Raw genomic sequence first — 15129 nt, forward strand, 5'->3', positions numbered from 1 at the left:
TCAGGCCATCGCGCCGCGCAGGACCGCGCGAACCCCCCGACCGCTCGTGTCGTACTGGATCGACCCGCGCAGGCTCTGCGCCATCGCCTTGATCAGTCGGCTGCCGAGCCCGGAACCGCGGGTGCGCGGGGTCGGGTCCATGCCGACGCCGTCATCCTCGACCGCGAGCAGATAGGCATCGCCATCCTGCTTCAGCGAGATGCGCACTTCGCCGGGTGCGGTCGGGCCATAGGCATATTTGAACGCGTTCGAGACGAGCTCGTTGACGATGACGCCCAGCGACACGGCGCTGTCGGGCGGCAGGCGCATCGGGTCGACCTCCAGCCGCAGCGCGCGCCGCGGCTCGTCGCTCGACCAGGCCTCCCCGAGTTCGTCGACCAGCGCCTTGAGATAATCCTCCATGTCGACGCCCTCGACATCGTCGGAGGTGTAGAGGCGGCGATGGACCTGGGCGATGGCCTCGATCCGGCGCTCGGTATCGGCCAGCGCCTGCCGTGCCTCTTCATTGTCGAGCGCATTGGCTTGCAAGCGGATCATCGCATTGACCAATTGCAGCGAATTGGCGACGCGGTGATTGACCTCTCCCAGCAACGCCTCGAGCCGGGCGTTGCTGGCGCGCAAACGCTCCTCGGCCAGCCTTTTGTCGCGTTCGAGCACGCTGCGCTCGCGGACCTGATCGAGCGCGGCGGCGAGCAGGTCGAAAAAGTCGGTGCCGACCGTCTTCACGACATAATCGGCGGCGCCCGCCTTGAGCGCAGCGACGGCGACGCGGCCTTCCTCCGACCCGGTGACGTAGACGACCGGCGGCGGGTTTTCGAGCGCGCGCAGCTGCACCAGCGTCTCGAGCCCATCCATGCCCGGCATGTAATGGTCGACGGCGACGAGATCGAACTGTTCGGACCGGGCGAGCGCGACGCCCGCTTCGCCACCGTCGGCGCAGGTCACGTCGAAGCCACGCCTGGTCAGCGCGCGCGTGGCGAGCGCGCGGATGCCGGCATCGTCGTCGATATAGAGAAGGCGGCGCAAAGTGTCGGGCATCAATCGGCGATCGCGTCCGGCACCTGGATCACCGACAGGAACAGCCCGAGCTGACGGATCGCCTGGGCGAAGCTCTCATAATTGACGGGCTTGGTGATGTAGACGTTGCAGCCCAGATCGTAACAGCGCTGGATCTCGATCTTGTCGTCGGTCGTCGTCAGCACGACGACCGGCGTGCGCTTGACCGGCGAATCCTCGGCCTTGATCTTCGTCAGGATATCCGTCCCCGACATGTCGGGCAGGTTGAGGTCGAGCAGCACCAGGGCGGGCCCGTTCAGCGCGGGCCCCTCGGCATGTTTGAACAGATAGTCGAGCGCGCTCGTCCCGTCGGTGAAATGCTTGATGTCGTTGAGGATGCCGGCGCGGCGGATATTCTTTTCGATCAGCCGGGCATGGCCCTCGTCATCCTCGATCATGATGATGGAGACACTGCGATGCTCGTTCATGCGGTCGTTCCTGCGTCAGGGAGAGTGAAAGGCAGAGAGAGGCGGAAAGTGCTGCCCTCGCCGAAAGTGGATGTCACGTCGATTGTGCCGCCCAGGCGATAGGCGAGGGCGCGGACATGCGCGAGCCCGATGCCTTCGCCCGGCTGGTCCTGCGTGCCGGAGCGGCGGAACAGGTCGAAGATGCGGGCGTGATCGGCCTCCGCGATGCCGCGGCCGTTGTCGCTGACCTCTATCAGCACGCGGTCGCGCGTGCGCTGCCCGCTGACGACGATGCGGCCGGGGCGATCGGGGGACAGATATTTGACCGCATTCTCGACCAGGTTGGAGAGGATCTGTTCGATCGCGAGGCGGTCGCTGATCAGTTCGGGCAAGGGCGAGTCGACGATAATCTCGGCGCCGCGCTCCATCGCGAGATGGCTGAGCGAGTCGCGCACGCCTGCAGCGATCTCGTCGAGCGGCAGCGTTTCCGGCGTCAGCACGCGCCGGCCCTCGCGCGATAGCTTGAGGATCGCGTTGATCAGCCGGTCCATCTTTTGCGTCGAGGTACGGATGAAGCCGATCGCTTCGGGCAAATCCTCTCGCGCGGCGACACGCGCTTCGTCGGTCACGATTTCGGGGGCCGTCTGCTCGGCAGCGTCCACCAGGTCGGCGAGCGACTGGCGCGCGGCATCGAGCTCGCTGGTGAAGCCCATGACATTGACGAGCGGACTGCGCAGATCGTGGCTGACGATATAGGCGAAGCGCTGGATTTCCTCATTGGCACGCGAGAGGTCGGCGGTCCGTTCGGCGACCGCGCCCTCCAGGTCGGTGTTGAGCAATTGCAGCCGATCGCGCGCCGCCGTCAGGTCGCGCGTATAGCGTGTGATCGCCGCCAGGCTCACCGCGGCGACAGCGAGGATCAGCACGCCCGAGGCGACCAGGACGATCCAGAAGGTTTGCAGGCCGTTCTGTTGCGCGGCGTCGCGGGCCTGGAGCAGCGAACGCTCGTCGGCGAGCATCGCCGCCAGCAGGCCGCGTACCGCGCGCATCCGCCGAAAACCGGTTTCCGCGGCGAACGACGCGACCGCCTCTTCGCGGCGGCCGGCGCGGGTCAAGGCAATGGTCTTGTCCTGTTCGGCGGCGATCGCGGCAAGCTGCCGCCGCAGGCCGGCGATCCGCGCGGTCTGGCGCGGATTGTCGGCGGTCAATGCCGCGATCGCGTCGATCGCCGGACCGATCCTGGCCGCGGTCGCGCGCGCATTGTCGGCATAGCTGGTATGGCCGGTCAGGACATAGCCGCGCCGCGTGGTTTCGGCCTGTTCGATCAGGGCCTGCAGCCGGCCGATCGAGACCTCGACCTGATAGCTATGGTTGACCCATTGCGTATGTTCACTGGTCCGCGCCGTCAGCCACGCGGCGGCGATCCCGATCAGCGCCAGGCCGGCGAAACCGATGACCATGCAAATGACGAGGAAGCGGCGCGCAACGCCTTCGGGAGATTTGATACGCTGGGCCAACACGCCGGACATCCGGTCGCGTCTAATTGTTGACGAAACGAAACGCTACAAAAGCTGTCTTAACTTCGCTCAATATGGGCGACGGATTTGGCGGCACTCCATTCCCGATTGGCTTGACCCGCTTGCCCATGGCCGAGTTGACGAGCCGCCCGCTGCCCGGACGGCTCGCCATTGCGTCAGAACTTGATCGAGACCTTGCCGTAATAATAGCCGCCGTTGATCCCGTACGGCGAGAAGGTCAGCGGCGCGTCGATCACGTTGCCGCCATTGACCAGGGTGAAGTTGGTGGTGCCGGGGACCAAAGCGACCGTCGGCGGCTTCTTGTTGAACAGATTGTTGGCGCCGATGGTCAGCGTCACCGTGTGGGCGATCGTATAGCTTGCATCCAGATCGACGATGAAGGCGGTGCCGATATCCTGCCTGTAATAGGTACCGCCATCGGGGGACGCATAGGCCGTGCTCTTGCCGAACAGCGTACCGCGCAAGGTCGAGGCGAAGGCGCCCAGCTTGTAGGCGGCCGAGCCGACGATCTTCACCTTGGGCGATGCCGTTTCCAGATTGGCGATCGCGGTCTTGTCGAACAACGCGATCGGCGTGGTACCGCCCGGCGGCGTGAGCTGGGCGGGCGCCAGCTCGATCTTGGTCGCCTTGGTCTCGTTATAGGTGCCCGAAATCGTCCAATCGACCGTGCCGGCATCGCCGAAATCGCTGAAATAGGTCAGCACCAGGTCGACGCCGCGGGTCCTGGTGTCCGCGCCGTTGGTGAAGATGTTGATGCCGGTCTGGCTCACCGTCGGGTCGAGGACGTTGCCGTTGGCGACGATCGCCTGCGTCACCACCGGGAAATTGACCGCGCCGCCGCTGCCGAAGATCGATCCGGTGCCGAGAATGCGATCGCGGATCTTCACCTGATAGGCGTCGAGCGTGATCGTCAATTTGGGCGCCGGCCGGAACACGAAGCCCAGGCTGTAATTGGTCGATTTTTCGGGCTTGAGGTTGCTGAAGCCGAGCAATTTGGCCGCGGCCGAATTGGCGGGAAGCTGGACGAAAGCCGAGCTCGGCGAGACGTTGGTCGCCGAATAATAGCTTTCGGCCAAGGTCGGCGCGCGGAAACCGGTCGAGACGGTGCCGCGGATCGCCACTGCCGGGCTGAAATCGTAGCGGCCGGTCGCTTTCCAGGTCCAGGTCGATCCGAAATCCGAATAATTCTCGTAGCGCAGAGCGCCGTCGAGCTTCAGACCGTCGACCGGCTCGACCGACAGGTCGAGATAGCCGGCCCAATTGTGGCGGCTATGCCTGCCCGCGTCGGAGGGGCGGAAGCCGGGATAGGATTGCCCGCCTTCCTTGTAGATCGAGCCGGAGTCGCCCGATCCGATCTCATAGATATTCTTCCGATATTCGCCGCCGAACGCGATGTTGAGCGGCTGCGCGAGGCCGAGATTGACCTCTTTCGAGAAGTCGGCGTTCGCGGTCCATTCGGTCGCCTTGAACATGCCGTCGTAAAAGTCGGTCGGCGTGAAATGGGTGTCGATGAACAGCGATCGGTTAGCCGAATCGAGCGTGTAGATCAGGTTCTTGTCCTGGCCATAGGTCAGGCTGAGATCCCAGCGGAAACCGTTAATGTCTCCTTTGGCCCCGCCGGTCACCGAATAATCATCCTCGCGAATGCCTTCGCGCGGATTGAAGCCGTTGGGCGGCGTGTCGCCATCGGGGTCGAACACGATCGAGCCCGGCGCGCCGAGCGTGCCGCCGACGCCGAGCACCGGTGAGGCGATGATGCGATCGGGCACGCGTAGATTCTCGTAGGCCGATGCGATCCGCTTCGAATAGCTGCCGAAGCTGTAGAGCTGAACGTCGCCGAAATCGTAGCCGGCATTGTATTGCAGGTTGGTGAGGTGCGAGCGCGCGTCGCCGTTGATCCGGTTGACATAAGGAAAGCCGGGAATCCCGGCATAGAGCGCCTGTTGCGCCGCCGAGAGGTTGGTGCGCAGCACGCCTTTGTCATCGGTCACGCGGCGATCGAGGCCGCCGACCTGGCTGAAAGCATGGAAGCGGTGGAAGAAGGTGAGATCGATAAATCCGTTCTCGCCGATCTTGGTGCCCATGGTGAAGCTGCCGGCCCAGGTCTCGCCGCCGGTGTCGTAATAGGAGCCGCCGGTGGCGGTCGCCTCGCCGCCGCTCGTATCGTCCTTCAGGATGATGTTGATGACGCCGGCGATCGCGTCCGATCCATATTGCGCGGCTGCGCCCTGTTCGAGCACTTCGATGCGCTTGACCGAGGCGGGGGTGATGAGGTCGAGATCGGCCGCCGCCGCGCCCTGATAGGGCCCGCCGAGGACCGCGAGGTTGGCGGTGCCATGCCGGCGCTTGCCGTTGACCAGGACCAAGGTGTGATTGGGGCTGAGCCCGCGAAGCCGCGCCGAGAGCGTCAGGTTCGCGGTATCGCCGCCGAACGCCTGGGCGTTGAACGAGGGAACGAGCTGGGTCAGCACCTGGTTGAGATTGGGTTGTCCGACGCGGCTCAGCGTGCCGGCGTCGAGGACCTTGATCGGGGCGGAGCTTTCCGCCGCCGTGGTGCCGACGACGCGGGTGCCGGTGACGATGATCTCGTCGCTGGCCTGGTCACTCGCGACCGACGCTGCGGGAAGTATTGTTGCCTGGGGATCGTCAGGCGCGGCGGCGGGCGTGCTGCTCTCCGTCTTGTCAGCTACCTTGTCGGCGGTGCTGTCAGCCGTCCTGGCCTGTGCGCTCGCTGCCCACAAAGTGCCGAGTGCAAGTGCCGCAATAGATACCGATCTTTTCATCGAAGGCCCCTTTCAACAGAAAGCCTTCAGACCCCCCTCCCGCTCAGTGCCGTTCGCGAAGCGCCGGTGGACGTTCTCTGTCCTGGCTCGCCGCGCCGCGAACGGATTGGCTGCCTTGCCCCCAGGGACGCGGCAGCGGGTGACGTGGAAAATGCGACAGGGCGCGCGGCCGCGTTGGACGCGGGGGAGCCGCTGCCCTGTCGTTCAACCAGTGTAAGGAACGGCGTGAGCCGCATCGTCAGGCGGTCCAGACCTTGTCCAGCGCGGTGGCGAACGCGACCATGTCGGCCATCGACCCGACCGTGACACGCGACACGGTCGGCCAGATCGGCCAGGAGCGGCCGATCTCCACACTCTGGGTGCGGAAGGCGGCCTGCATGTCCTTGGCCGGCTTGGTCTTCCAGTCGATCATGAACATGTTCGCCTCGGTCGGTACGACCTTCAGCCCGCGCTTCTTGACGTGATCGATGGCGAAGGCGCGTGCGGCCTGCATCTGGGCGCGACGCTGCGCGATCAACGGGCCGGCGGTCAGGCTCGCGGTCGCGCAGACCAGAGAGGGCAGGGGCAGGGCGCCCGACTGCATGCCGCCGTCATAGCGCATCATCTTGGTGATATTGGCGGGCTGGGTCATGATATAGCCCATCCGCATCCCGGCCATGCCGAAGATCTTCGAGAAGGTCCGCATGACGATGACGTCGGGATATTTGACCGCGAAGGACGAGGCGACCGGCACGCCGGCGAAATGCGTATAGGCCTCGTCGATCAGCACCATCGACCCGGCCGGCTTGTTCTGGATCAGCCATTCGATGTCGGCGAGCGGCGTGATCGTCCCGGTCGGGTTGTTGGGCGTGCAGATATAATAGAGCCCGGCATTGGGATCGGCCGCCAGCATCGCCTTCACGTCATGGCGGTAGTCCGGAGTGAGCGGCACTGCCTTGACCGGCGCGCCGAGCCAGGTCGCCGTGCGGCCGGCGAGTTCGAAGGTCGGATCGGCGGTGACCAGCCCCTTGGTCGGCGAGCAATAGGTCACGACGGCGCGCGACAGCGGATCGCTCGATCCGGGCCAGGGCGCGACATGGTCGAACGGCACGCCCTCGACCGACATTACCGCCTTGATGAAATCGCTGCGTTCGTCGTGCGGGGAATAGCGATTGCCTTGCGCGATCATCTTCGCCGCCGCCGCCTGGCCGGGCGCGAGCGGGCCGGTCCAGCATTCGTTGGCGCCGATCCGTGTCTTGGCGCTGGGGGCAGGATCGGGGACGCCGGCCGACGCCCAGGCGGGCCTACCGCTCGCTGCCGCCACGGCGCCGACGCCGAAGATCGCGGCGATACGGGCGAGGTCGCGCCGGGCATAGCCGCGGCTGAGCAGATCGTCGGTGGACTCTTCGTTCAGAACGGTATCGGTAACGCTTTCACAGTCGATCATCTTGGCACGGTCGATCATCTTGCTGCTCCCTGTTCGCGCTGGTCGGTCCCGTCGACCCTTCGCCATTTTCAGAATTTCTCAGAATTTCATCGCGTTCCTCAGCATCACGATGGAAATGAAGATGAGGTAGAGGCCGAACACGCGCTTGAGCGGTCCGGCCGGCAAGCTATGCGCGGCGGCCACGCCGAGCGGCGCGGTCAGCACCGACATCGAGGCTATGATGATCGTTGCCGGCACATTGACATAGCCGAGCGAGCCCCAGGGCAGGCCGGGCTCGCGAAAGCCGATGATCGCGAAACCGATCGCGCTGGGGATGGCGATCAGCGCGCCGATGCCCGATGCGGTAGCGATCGCGCGATGGATCGAGCGGCCATGCAGCGTCATCACCATGATCGCGATGGTGCCGCCGCCGATCCCGAGCAACGACGAAAAGGTACCGAGTCCGCCGGCAATCGCAACGCGCGGCGCCAGGCCGGGCATCGAGTCGGAGATGACGTGATCGCTCAGCCGCGGCACCAGGAAGTTGAGCGACATCAGCAGCACGCCGATGGCGAAAATCAGCAGCAGCACATGTCCGTCGACATGGCCGGCAAGGACGACCCCGACGGCATCGCCGAAGATCAGCCACGGCGCCCAGGCGCGCAATATCTCGAATTCGACCGCGCCGCGTTTGGCGTGCGATCGCAGCGATCTGAGCGAGGTCAGGATGATCGTCGCGGCCGACGTGCCGATCGCGACATGCGCATATTGATGCTTGTCGCCGCCCAATAACGGCAGGACCAGCATTAGCGCCGGAACGACGATGAACCCCCCACCGATGCCGAAAATACCGGCGGCAAAACCCGCGATCAGTCCCGCGCACAACAGCGCGATCAACGGAATCAGCCAAACGGTTTGCGATGCAGCCAAGACCTACCCCCTGTATGAGAGGCCTCTCCTGCGGGCAGGGCTTGTCATCGCCCTGACGAATCGCAAGCTGCGCAGCTGCTCGTCTATTTGCAACAAGAAAATGCCGGTGACGCGGTTACAGTAACAAATTTACTCGAAAACGGGTTTTTCGTCGCCCGTCATCGCTCGTGCGCCCGCGCCAAGGCAGCGCCGGTCGGCGTCTCGTCGCCGATGCTTCTGTAGCAGTCCGATCGTCGGGCTCAGCCGCCTTCGGTGGGTCTCAACCTGACGCCGACCAGGATCAGCATCATGCCGTGCACCAGCAAGTCGATCGCCATTACCAAGCCGAGCACCCAGACGGCGTTCGCCGGCCAGCCGCTGGCGATGATGAGACCGGCCGCGACGCTGAAAATGCCGGACACCAGCATCCAGCCCCAGCCGGGCAGCGGATGGACCAGCGACGCGACCAGGCGCACGGCACCCGACGCGGTCAAAAGGACCGCCAGCCAGACGGTGATCAGCCTGACCGCGAGCTGCTGATCGTAGAACAGGAACGTGGCGGCGGCGGCATAGAGAATGCCGAACGCCGCCCAGACCAGCGCCCAGCCGAGCCCTCGCACCGCGGAAGCATGCACGACCATGACTATGCCTGCGGCGAACATGGAGAGGGCGACGATGTAGGTTGCCGCGACCGTCGCCATGACCAGATTGGCCGAGGCGAGCAGGCCGAGCAGCGCCAGCGCGCAGCCTATGCCGACGAACCAGCGCCAGGCATTCTTGTCGATCTCGAACGTGCGCACTTCTACTCGATTGATCTCGGTGACCATTGCTTCATCCTCCAGGGGGGACGCTGAGTCGGCGGTCCGGCGGTTATCTATCGATGCGGCTGAACCACGGTTGCGGAGCCGTTTGGCAGTATGTCGATCAGATGCTGCGCGCCGCCGTCACAGGTCGCGCGCCACTCCATCTTGCCGTCCGGCGTGGTCATCCGTTCCGCCTTGTCGATCTTCTGGCACGGCAGGTCCGCGTCCAGGATCGCCCGCAACAGCACGGCATCGCGTTGCGCCGCAGGCAGCGCTTCGATTGCGGCGCTGACGTTGGTCGGGTTCGGCGTCGACGCTGTCGAACTGTTGAAGGTCGGGCTTTCCGCGGGCTTGCACGCGGCCAGCACCAGCACGCCGGTCAGCAACAGCATTGCTCGCATCGACATTCTCCCAAAGCGGCAGGCCGCACCATCGGTCGCGCGGCGCGCCGACTCCATCCGTACATATCCGGACCCGGGCCGGCGGGGTGGGAGCGAGGTCGGCGGCCGCGCACCGCCGCGCCGCGGGATCGCTGCCTATCGTTCGTGAAGCCGCGCCAGCTCGATGCCGGCAAGATTCTGCGAGCGCCCGACATGACGAAGGCGGAGCGATCCCGCCGGGTGGCCCGATGCGGCGAGCGCTTGGAGATGCACGCAGCTCTGACCGCGGCACGGGACCGCGCCGCCGGCCTGGTCGATCACCGCGAGCGAATCGCCGCAAAAAACCGGATCGACGAGGCCGGACGCACGCGCGATTTCAACCGCGTGCAACAAAGCGAGCCACTCGGCCTCCATCGCCGACCCCGGCCCGAGCCCCTGGCGCAGATAGGCCTGCCCGTGCAGCACCACCGCGGTCTCCATTCCCGACGCCGGCCGCCAGCCGCCGTCGAAGAAAATCTTCACACGTCCCGCGATCGCCATTCCCCCGGCGCGATGCCGTCGAGCGTCCAGTCGCCGATGCTCCATCGCACCAGTCTCAGCGTCGGGTGGCCGACTGCCGCGGTCATGCGGCGGACCTGGCGGTTGCGGCCTTCGCGGATGGTCAGGCGGATCCAGCTATCGGGCACGTTCTTGCGAAAGCGGATCGGCGGATTGCGCGGCCACAGGTCGGGGGCGGGGATGCGCTTCGCCTCGGCTGGGCGGGTGACGCCGTCCTTCAGCCGCACGCCGCTGCGCAGCGCCGCCAACGCGTCGTCGCTCACCTCGCCTTCGAGCTGGGCGAGATAGGTCTTGGCGGTCTTGAACTTGGGGTCGGCGATGCGCGATTGCAGCCGGCCGTCATCGGTCAGCAGCAACAGTCCCTCGCTGTCGAGATCAAGCCGGCCGGCGGGATAGACGTCCGGCGTATCGATGAACGCGGACAGGGTAGGGCGCGTCGATCCCTCGGTCCCGCGATCGGTGAACTGGCACAGCACGCCATAGGGTTTGTTGAACAGGATCAGGCGCGCCATGCGGCGGCTTTGATGCAAGTTAGGTTGGTATTCAATATTCGGGGCATTGCGCGTTGAGCGCATTGGGTTTCTGGGGGCGCATGAGCTCAAAGCGACCGGGGAGCGCGAAACCGAATTTCCCAACGTCACGCCGGCCTTGTGCCGGCGTCCACCGGGTCGCAAGCGCGAGGCAAGAGGCTCCAGGGCCCGGCATAGCCGCACAGTGGATGCCGGGACGAGCCCGGCATGACGGGTTGAAGATTGTAATTCTACGCCGGGAGTGCCGCCCCGCCCTCGATACTCAGCGCCACCGCCTCGGCGACCTTGATGCCGTCGACCGCCGCCGACAGGATGCCGCCGGCATAGCCTGCGCCCTCGCCCGCGGGGAACAGGCCGGCGGTGTTCAGGCTCTGAAAGTCCTTGCCGCGGGTGAAGCGCACCGGCGACGATGTCCGCGTTTCGACGCCGGTCATCAGCACGTCTGGATGGTCGTATCCCGGTATCTGGCGGCCGAACACCGGGATCGCCTCGCGCATTGCCGCGACCGCGAAATCGGGCAGGCATTGGCTGAGATCGGTGAGTTGTACGCCGGGGCGATAGGACGGGAGGACCTCGCCCAATTCGGCTGAAGGTCTGCCCTCGAGGAAATCGCCGAGCTTCTGCGCCGGCGCCTTGTAATTGGAGCCGCCGGCGATGAAGGCGCGCTCCTCCCAATGGCGTTGCAGCGCGATTCCCGCGAGCGGGTCGCCGGGATAGTCGCGTTCGGGATCGATCGCGACGACGAAGCCCGAATTGGCGTTGCGTTCGTTGCGCGAATATTGGCTCATGCCGTTGGTCGCGACGCGGCCTTCCTCCGACGTCGCGGCGACGACGGTGCCGCCCGGGCACATGCAGAAGCTGTAGACGGTGCGGCCGTTCGAGGCATGGTGAGAGATGTGATATTCGGCCGCGCCGAGGATCTTGTTGCCGGCGAACTTGCCGAACCGCGCCTTGTCGATCCACGATTGCGGATGCTCGATGCGGACGCCCATCGAGAAGGGCTTGGCCTCGACGAAGACGCCCGCCGCCTGGAGCATCGCGAAGGTATCGCGCGCGCTATGGCCGATCGCCAATACGACGCGGTCGGCCTCGAGATAGCCGCCGTCATGGAGATGGAGACCGCGGATATGGCGCTGTCCGGCCGCGTCGGTGGAGATATCGACGCCATCGACGCGAGTACCGAAGCGATATTCGCCGCCCAGTTCTTCGATCGTCGCGCGGATGCTCTCGACCATCGTCACCAGGCGGAAGGTGCCGATATGCGGATGCGCCTCGGTCAGGATCTCCTCGGGCGCACCGGCCTTGACGAACTCGGTCAGCACCTTGCGGTCGAGATGGCGGCGGTCCTTGATCCGGCTGTAGAGCTTGCCGTCGGAAAACGTGCCGGCGCCGCCTTCGCCGAACTGGACGTTGCTCTCGGGGTTGAGCACCGATCTGCGCCACAGGCCCCAGGTATCCTTGGTCCGCTCGCGCACGACCTTGCCGCGTTCGAGGATGATCGGGCGGAACCCCATCTCCGCGAGCACCAATGCAGCGAGCAGGCCGCATGGCCCGGTACCGATGACGACCGGGCGCAAGCCCTTGCCCGTGGCCCGGGCGATGTGGCGATAATTGGTGTCGGGCGCTGGCCTGACATTGCGATCGTCTGCGAAACGCGCGAGCAAGGCCGCCTCGTCGCGCACGGTCAGGTCGATCGCATAGATCAGCATGATCGCGTTCTTGCGCCGCGCATCGTTGCCGCGCCGCGCCACCTCGAAGCTCAGCAGCTCGTCCGCCGCGATCCCCAGCCGTGCGCAGATCGCGGCGGGCAGCGCCTCGGCAGGATGATCGAGCGGCAGGGCAAGGTCGGTCAGGCGGATCATCGGGGTGCTCTAGCGGGGGAGGGGGCGTGGTACCAGATTCCCCTCCCGCTTGCGGGAGGGGAGAAGGTTCAGTCCCCCGCCCTGTCCGCCATATCCATGAAATTCCGCGCGGCGTCGCGATCGGCTTCGTCCTTGAACGCGACATCGAGATCCGGTGCGACGCCGAGCATGTACATCAACGTCCACAAGGCGAAGCGGCGCGGGCGGTCCTTTTCCAGCCCCAGATCGACGTGCATCCGCTCAGTCCCCGCCTCGAACGTGGCGGGCGTCAGCACGGCCAAGTCGGCAGTGCCGAAATAATGGCGCAGGCGATCGTCGAGATCCATCGCTCGATTAACGCGCGCGGACCAAAGCGGCGTCAAGCGCCTGCAGGAAACGCGAGCGGTCGGCCTTGGAGAAGGCGGCCGGCCCGCCGATCTGATCGCCCCCCGCGCGCAGATCGGCCATGATCGCCCGCGTGGCGATCGCTGCGCCGATCGAGCTCGTCGTGAATGGCTTGCCGGTGGGTGCCAGCACTTGCGCTCCTGCCTTGAGCGCGCGGTCGGCGAGCAGGATGTCGGCGGTGATCACCACTGCGCCCGGCCCGGCATTCTCGGCGATCCAGTCGTCGGCGGCATCGAAGCCGTCGCTGACCACGATGCGGGTGATCAGCGGGTGCGCGGGGACGCGGAGATGGCTGTTGCTGACGACCCAGACGGGGACCTCCAGCCGCCAGGCGACCTTGTAGACCTCGTCCTTGACAGGGCAGGCGTCGGCATCGACCAGGATGCGGCGGGTGCGTGGGGTGTTCATAGGGCGTCCCCTAAGTTTAGCTCCGTCATGCCGGACGTGTTCCGGCATCCAAGGCGCAACAACAGCTGAGTTCCGTTGGGGAGGGTTGGACCCCGGAACAATTCCCGGGGTGAGGTTTGGCGAGAACGAACGCGCCTTCGTCCGACGTAGGCAATTTTACGACTGCGGCCGCGGTCCCTTGTTCGGGCGTGGTCCCTTGCGGTGTGCATGCGGCGGACGGCCGCGGCCTTGCGGCGGGCCCTGCCGGCGCGGGGCGCCGCCCTGGCCATCACCGCTCGGCGCCGCACGATGCAGCGTTGCGCGGGCCGGCGCTGGTGCCGGCCCCGCGCCATCGACAGGCTCGATCCGCACGCCGCTATCGTCCTCGCCGTCGGCGCCAGCGCTCTTGAGCACGGCGGCGGCAAAGCGTCCGGCAATTGCGCGGGGAATCTGGAAGCCGGTTTCGTTGGCCTGGATGCGGATCGCGCCGACCTCGTTCTTGGTGATCCCGCCGCGGCGGCAGATCAGGGGCAGGATCCAGCGGGGATCGGCATTCTGGCGGCGGCCGATATTCATGCGGAACCAAACGGTATCCTCGAATCCCTGGCGATGATGCGCCTTGGGGCCCTCGGGCACGCGGTCGATCATTTCCTCGGGCGCCGGCATGGCGGCGCGATGGGCGTGGACCAAAGCCGCCGCGATCTCCTGCGGCGACTTGTTCTTGAGCAGTTCCTCGCCGATCACCCAATCGTCGGGATCGGGCTCGACCGGTGCGCTCAGCGCCTCGATCAGGCGGTCGCGATCCTTCGCCCGGATGTCATCGGCGGTCGGCACCGGCACCCATTCGGCGGCGATGCGCGCCGAGCGCAGCATCATCTCGACCCGCCGGCGGCGCGGATAGGGCACGATCAGTACCGCGGTGCCCTTCTTGCCGGCGCGGCCGGTGCGGCCCGAACGGTGCTGGAGCACTTCGGCGTCGCGCGGCATCTCGACATGGATCACCAGGCTGAGCGTGGGCAGATCGATGCCGCGTGCGGCGACGTCGGTCGCGACGCAGACGCGCGCGCGGCGATCGCGCAGTGCCTGCAGCGCATGGTTGCGCTCGTTCTGGGAATGCTCCCCGGACAGAGCGACCGCCGCGAAACCACGCTCGACCAGGCTGGCGTGGAGATGCCGGACATTGTCGCGCGTCGCGCAGAACAGCATCGCGGTCTCCGCCTCGTAAAAGCGGAGCAGGTTGATCACCGCATGCTCGATATCCGCTGGGGCGACCGCGACCGCCTGGTACGAGATGTCGCCATGGCCGCGATCCTCGCCGACGGTCGAGATGCGCAGCGCGTCGCGCTGATACTTTTTGGCGAGCGCGACGATCTGGCGCGGCAAGGTCGCGGAGAACAGCAGCGTGCGGCGTTCGGCGGGAGCGGCGTCGAGCAAGGTCTCGAGGTCCTCGCGAAAGCCCATGTCGAGCATCTCGTCGGCCTCATCGAGCACCGCGACGCGCAGGTTCGACAGGTCGAGCGCGCCGCGCTCGCCATGGTCGCGCAACCGCCCCGGCGTGCCGACGACGACGTGCACGCCCTGCGCCAGCATGCGGCGTTCGCGCGACGGATCCATGCCGCCGACACAGGTCGCAATGCGCGCGCCGGTCTTGGCGTAGAGCCAGGACAATTCCTTGGCGACCTGAAGCGCAAGCTCGCGGGTCGGCGCGATCACCAGTGCCAGCGGCGCGCCGGCGGGCGGCGTCTGGCCTTTGTGCAGGAGCTCCTCCGCCATGGCGAGACCGAAGGCGACGGTCTTTCCCGATCCGGTCTGGGCGGAGACAAGCAGGTCGCGGCCGGAGGATTCCGGTTTGCTGACTTCAGCCTGGACGGGAGTCAGTGCTTCGTAGCCGCGCGCGGTCAGCGCGTCGGCGAGCAGGGAGGGGAGGTGAGAAAAGGGCATTCTGTCTCGATGGCAAAAACGGCGTCGGCCCGGGGCGAATGGCGCCGGGCGGCTAACGCGGTACGGATGTGGATTGGTCCGGCCCCTTACGCGCTTTTTGGCGATTTGGCAAAAGCGAGGGTGAGGCATAGCCGAGAGTTATGGGCGAGGGCATAAAAGAGCGTGCGCGCCCTCGTTGCCATCAAA

14 protein-coding genes are annotated in these 15129 nt (G+C 66.1%); all 14 read right to left on the reverse strand.

The features are described 5' to 3' along the window. The 14 genes from Q0L25_RS00055 to Q0L25_RS00120 all read right to left on the reverse strand — a co-directional run bounded on the left by Q0L25_RS00055 (position 1) and on the right by Q0L25_RS00120 (position 14943). On the reverse strand, positions 1-1038 hold the full coding sequence (locus tag Q0L25_RS00055) for a histidine kinase dimerization/phosphoacceptor domain -containing protein (protein ID WP_296610822.1): 1038 nt from the start codon (positions 1036-1038) through the stop codon (positions 1-3). Then, the gene (locus tag Q0L25_RS00060; protein WP_296610824.1) at positions 1038-1484 is read right to left on the reverse strand and encodes a response regulator; all 447 of its coding nucleotides are present in this window, start codon (positions 1482-1484) and stop codon (positions 1038-1040) included. Before Q0L25_RS00060 ends, Q0L25_RS00055 begins: the two co-directional genes overlap by 1 nt. Continuing rightward, a complete protein-coding gene (locus tag Q0L25_RS00065; RefSeq protein ID WP_296610826.1) occupies positions 1481-2992 on the reverse strand; it encodes a CHASE3 domain-containing protein in 1512 nt (503 codons plus the stop codon). Before Q0L25_RS00065 ends, Q0L25_RS00060 begins: the two co-directional genes overlap by 4 nt. A gap of 164 nt (positions 2993-3156) precedes the next feature. After that, a complete protein-coding gene (locus Q0L25_RS00070) occupies positions 3157-5784 on the reverse strand; it encodes a TonB-dependent siderophore receptor (RefSeq protein WP_296610828.1) in 2628 nt (875 codons plus the stop codon). A 238-nt stretch (positions 5785-6022) separates the two neighbouring features. After that, a complete protein-coding gene (locus Q0L25_RS00075; protein WP_296611397.1) occupies positions 6023-7210 on the reverse strand; it encodes a pyridoxal phosphate-dependent aminotransferase in 1188 nt (395 codons plus the stop codon). A 78-nt stretch (positions 7211-7288) separates the two neighbouring features. Next, positions 7289-8119, reverse strand: a complete 831-nt coding sequence (locus tag Q0L25_RS00080; protein WP_296610829.1) for a sulfite exporter TauE/SafE family protein — start codon at positions 8117-8119, stop codon at positions 7289-7291. 239 nt (positions 8120-8358) lie between these two features. Next, positions 8359-8925: an HdeD family acid-resistance protein gene (locus Q0L25_RS00085; protein WP_296610830.1), complete on the reverse strand. Its 567-nt coding sequence runs from the start codon at positions 8923-8925 to the stop codon at positions 8359-8361. A gap of 47 nt (positions 8926-8972) precedes the next feature. Continuing rightward, positions 8973-9302 carry a hypothetical protein gene (locus Q0L25_RS00090; RefSeq protein ID WP_296610832.1) on the reverse strand — a complete coding sequence of 110 codons (330 nt, stop codon included), beginning with the start codon at positions 9300-9302 and terminating at the stop codon, positions 8973-8975. A 135-nt stretch (positions 9303-9437) separates the two neighbouring features. Continuing rightward, complete coding sequence (locus Q0L25_RS00095) at positions 9438-9803, reverse strand: hypothetical protein (RefSeq protein WP_296610833.1); 366 nt, start codon at positions 9801-9803, stop codon at positions 9438-9440. Beyond that, positions 9800-10351: a pseudouridine synthase gene (locus Q0L25_RS00100; protein ID WP_296610835.1), complete on the reverse strand. Its 552-nt coding sequence runs from the start codon at positions 10349-10351 to the stop codon at positions 9800-9802. The genes Q0L25_RS00095 and Q0L25_RS00100 overlap by 4 nt, the downstream gene beginning before the upstream one ends. 248 nt (positions 10352-10599) lie before the next feature. After that, complete coding sequence (locus Q0L25_RS00105; RefSeq protein WP_296610836.1) at positions 10600-12231, reverse strand: NAD(P)/FAD-dependent oxidoreductase; 1632 nt, start codon at positions 12229-12231, stop codon at positions 10600-10602. Between the two features lie 68 nt (positions 12232-12299). After that, complete coding sequence (locus Q0L25_RS00110) at positions 12300-12557, reverse strand: hypothetical protein (protein ID WP_296610838.1); 258 nt, start codon at positions 12555-12557, stop codon at positions 12300-12302. Between the two features lie 7 nt (positions 12558-12564). Continuing rightward, positions 12565-13023, reverse strand: coding sequence for a YaiI/YqxD family protein (locus Q0L25_RS00115; RefSeq protein WP_296610839.1), 459 nt, complete (start codon positions 13021-13023; stop codon positions 12565-12567). Positions 13024-13179: 156 nt separating this feature from the next. Further along, positions 13180-14943 (reverse strand): DEAD/DEAH box helicase, encoded by a 1764-nt coding sequence (locus Q0L25_RS00120; RefSeq protein ID WP_296610841.1) that lies wholly within the window; start codon positions 14941-14943, stop codon positions 13180-13182. Between the last annotated feature and the right edge of the window lie 186 nt (positions 14944-15129).

It is taken from the genome of Sphingomonas sp. (assembly GCF_024508665.1).
Taxonomy (GTDB): domain Bacteria; phylum Pseudomonadota; class Alphaproteobacteria; order Sphingomonadales; family Sphingomonadaceae; genus Sphingomonas.

Coding starts and splice junctions, on each gene's coding strand:
- Q0L25_RS00055 (WP_296610822.1), bottom strand. CDS start 1,038: ATGCCCGACACTTTGCGCCGCCTTCTCTATATCGACGACGATGCCGGC.
- Q0L25_RS00060 (WP_296610824.1), bottom strand. CDS start 1,484: ATGAACGAGCATCGCAGTGTCTCCATCATCATGATCGAGGATGACGAG.
- Q0L25_RS00065 (WP_296610826.1), bottom strand. CDS start 2,992: ATGTCCGGCGTGTTGGCCCAGCGTATCAAATCTCCCGAAGGCGTTGCG.
- Q0L25_RS00070 (WP_296610828.1), bottom strand. CDS start 5,784: ATGAAAAGATCGGTATCTATTGCGGCACTTGCACTCGGCACTTTGTGG.
- Q0L25_RS00075 (WP_296611397.1), bottom strand. CDS start 7,210: ATGATCGACTGTGAAAGCGTTACCGATACCGTTCTGAACGAAGAGTCC.
- Q0L25_RS00085 (WP_296610830.1), bottom strand. CDS start 8,925: ATGGTCACCGAGATCAATCGAGTAGAAGTGCGCACGTTCGAGATCGAC.
- Q0L25_RS00090 (WP_296610832.1), bottom strand. CDS start 9,302: ATGCGAGCAATGCTGTTGCTGACCGGCGTGCTGGTGCTGGCCGCGTGC.
- Q0L25_RS00100 (WP_296610835.1), bottom strand. CDS start 10,351: ATGGCGCGCCTGATCCTGTTCAACAAACCCTATGGCGTGCTGTGCCAG.
- Q0L25_RS00105 (WP_296610836.1), bottom strand. CDS start 12,231: ATGATCCGCCTGACCGACCTTGCCCTGCCGCTCGATCATCCTGCCGAG.
- Q0L25_RS00110 (WP_296610838.1), bottom strand. CDS start 12,557: ATGGATCTCGACGATCGCCTGCGCCATTATTTCGGCACTGCCGACTTG.
- Q0L25_RS00115 (WP_296610839.1), bottom strand. CDS start 13,023: ATGAACACCCCACGCACCCGCCGCATCCTGGTCGATGCCGACGCCTGC.
- Q0L25_RS00120 (WP_296610841.1), bottom strand. CDS start 14,943: ATGCCCTTTTCTCACCTCCCCTCCCTGCTCGCCGACGCGCTGACCGCG.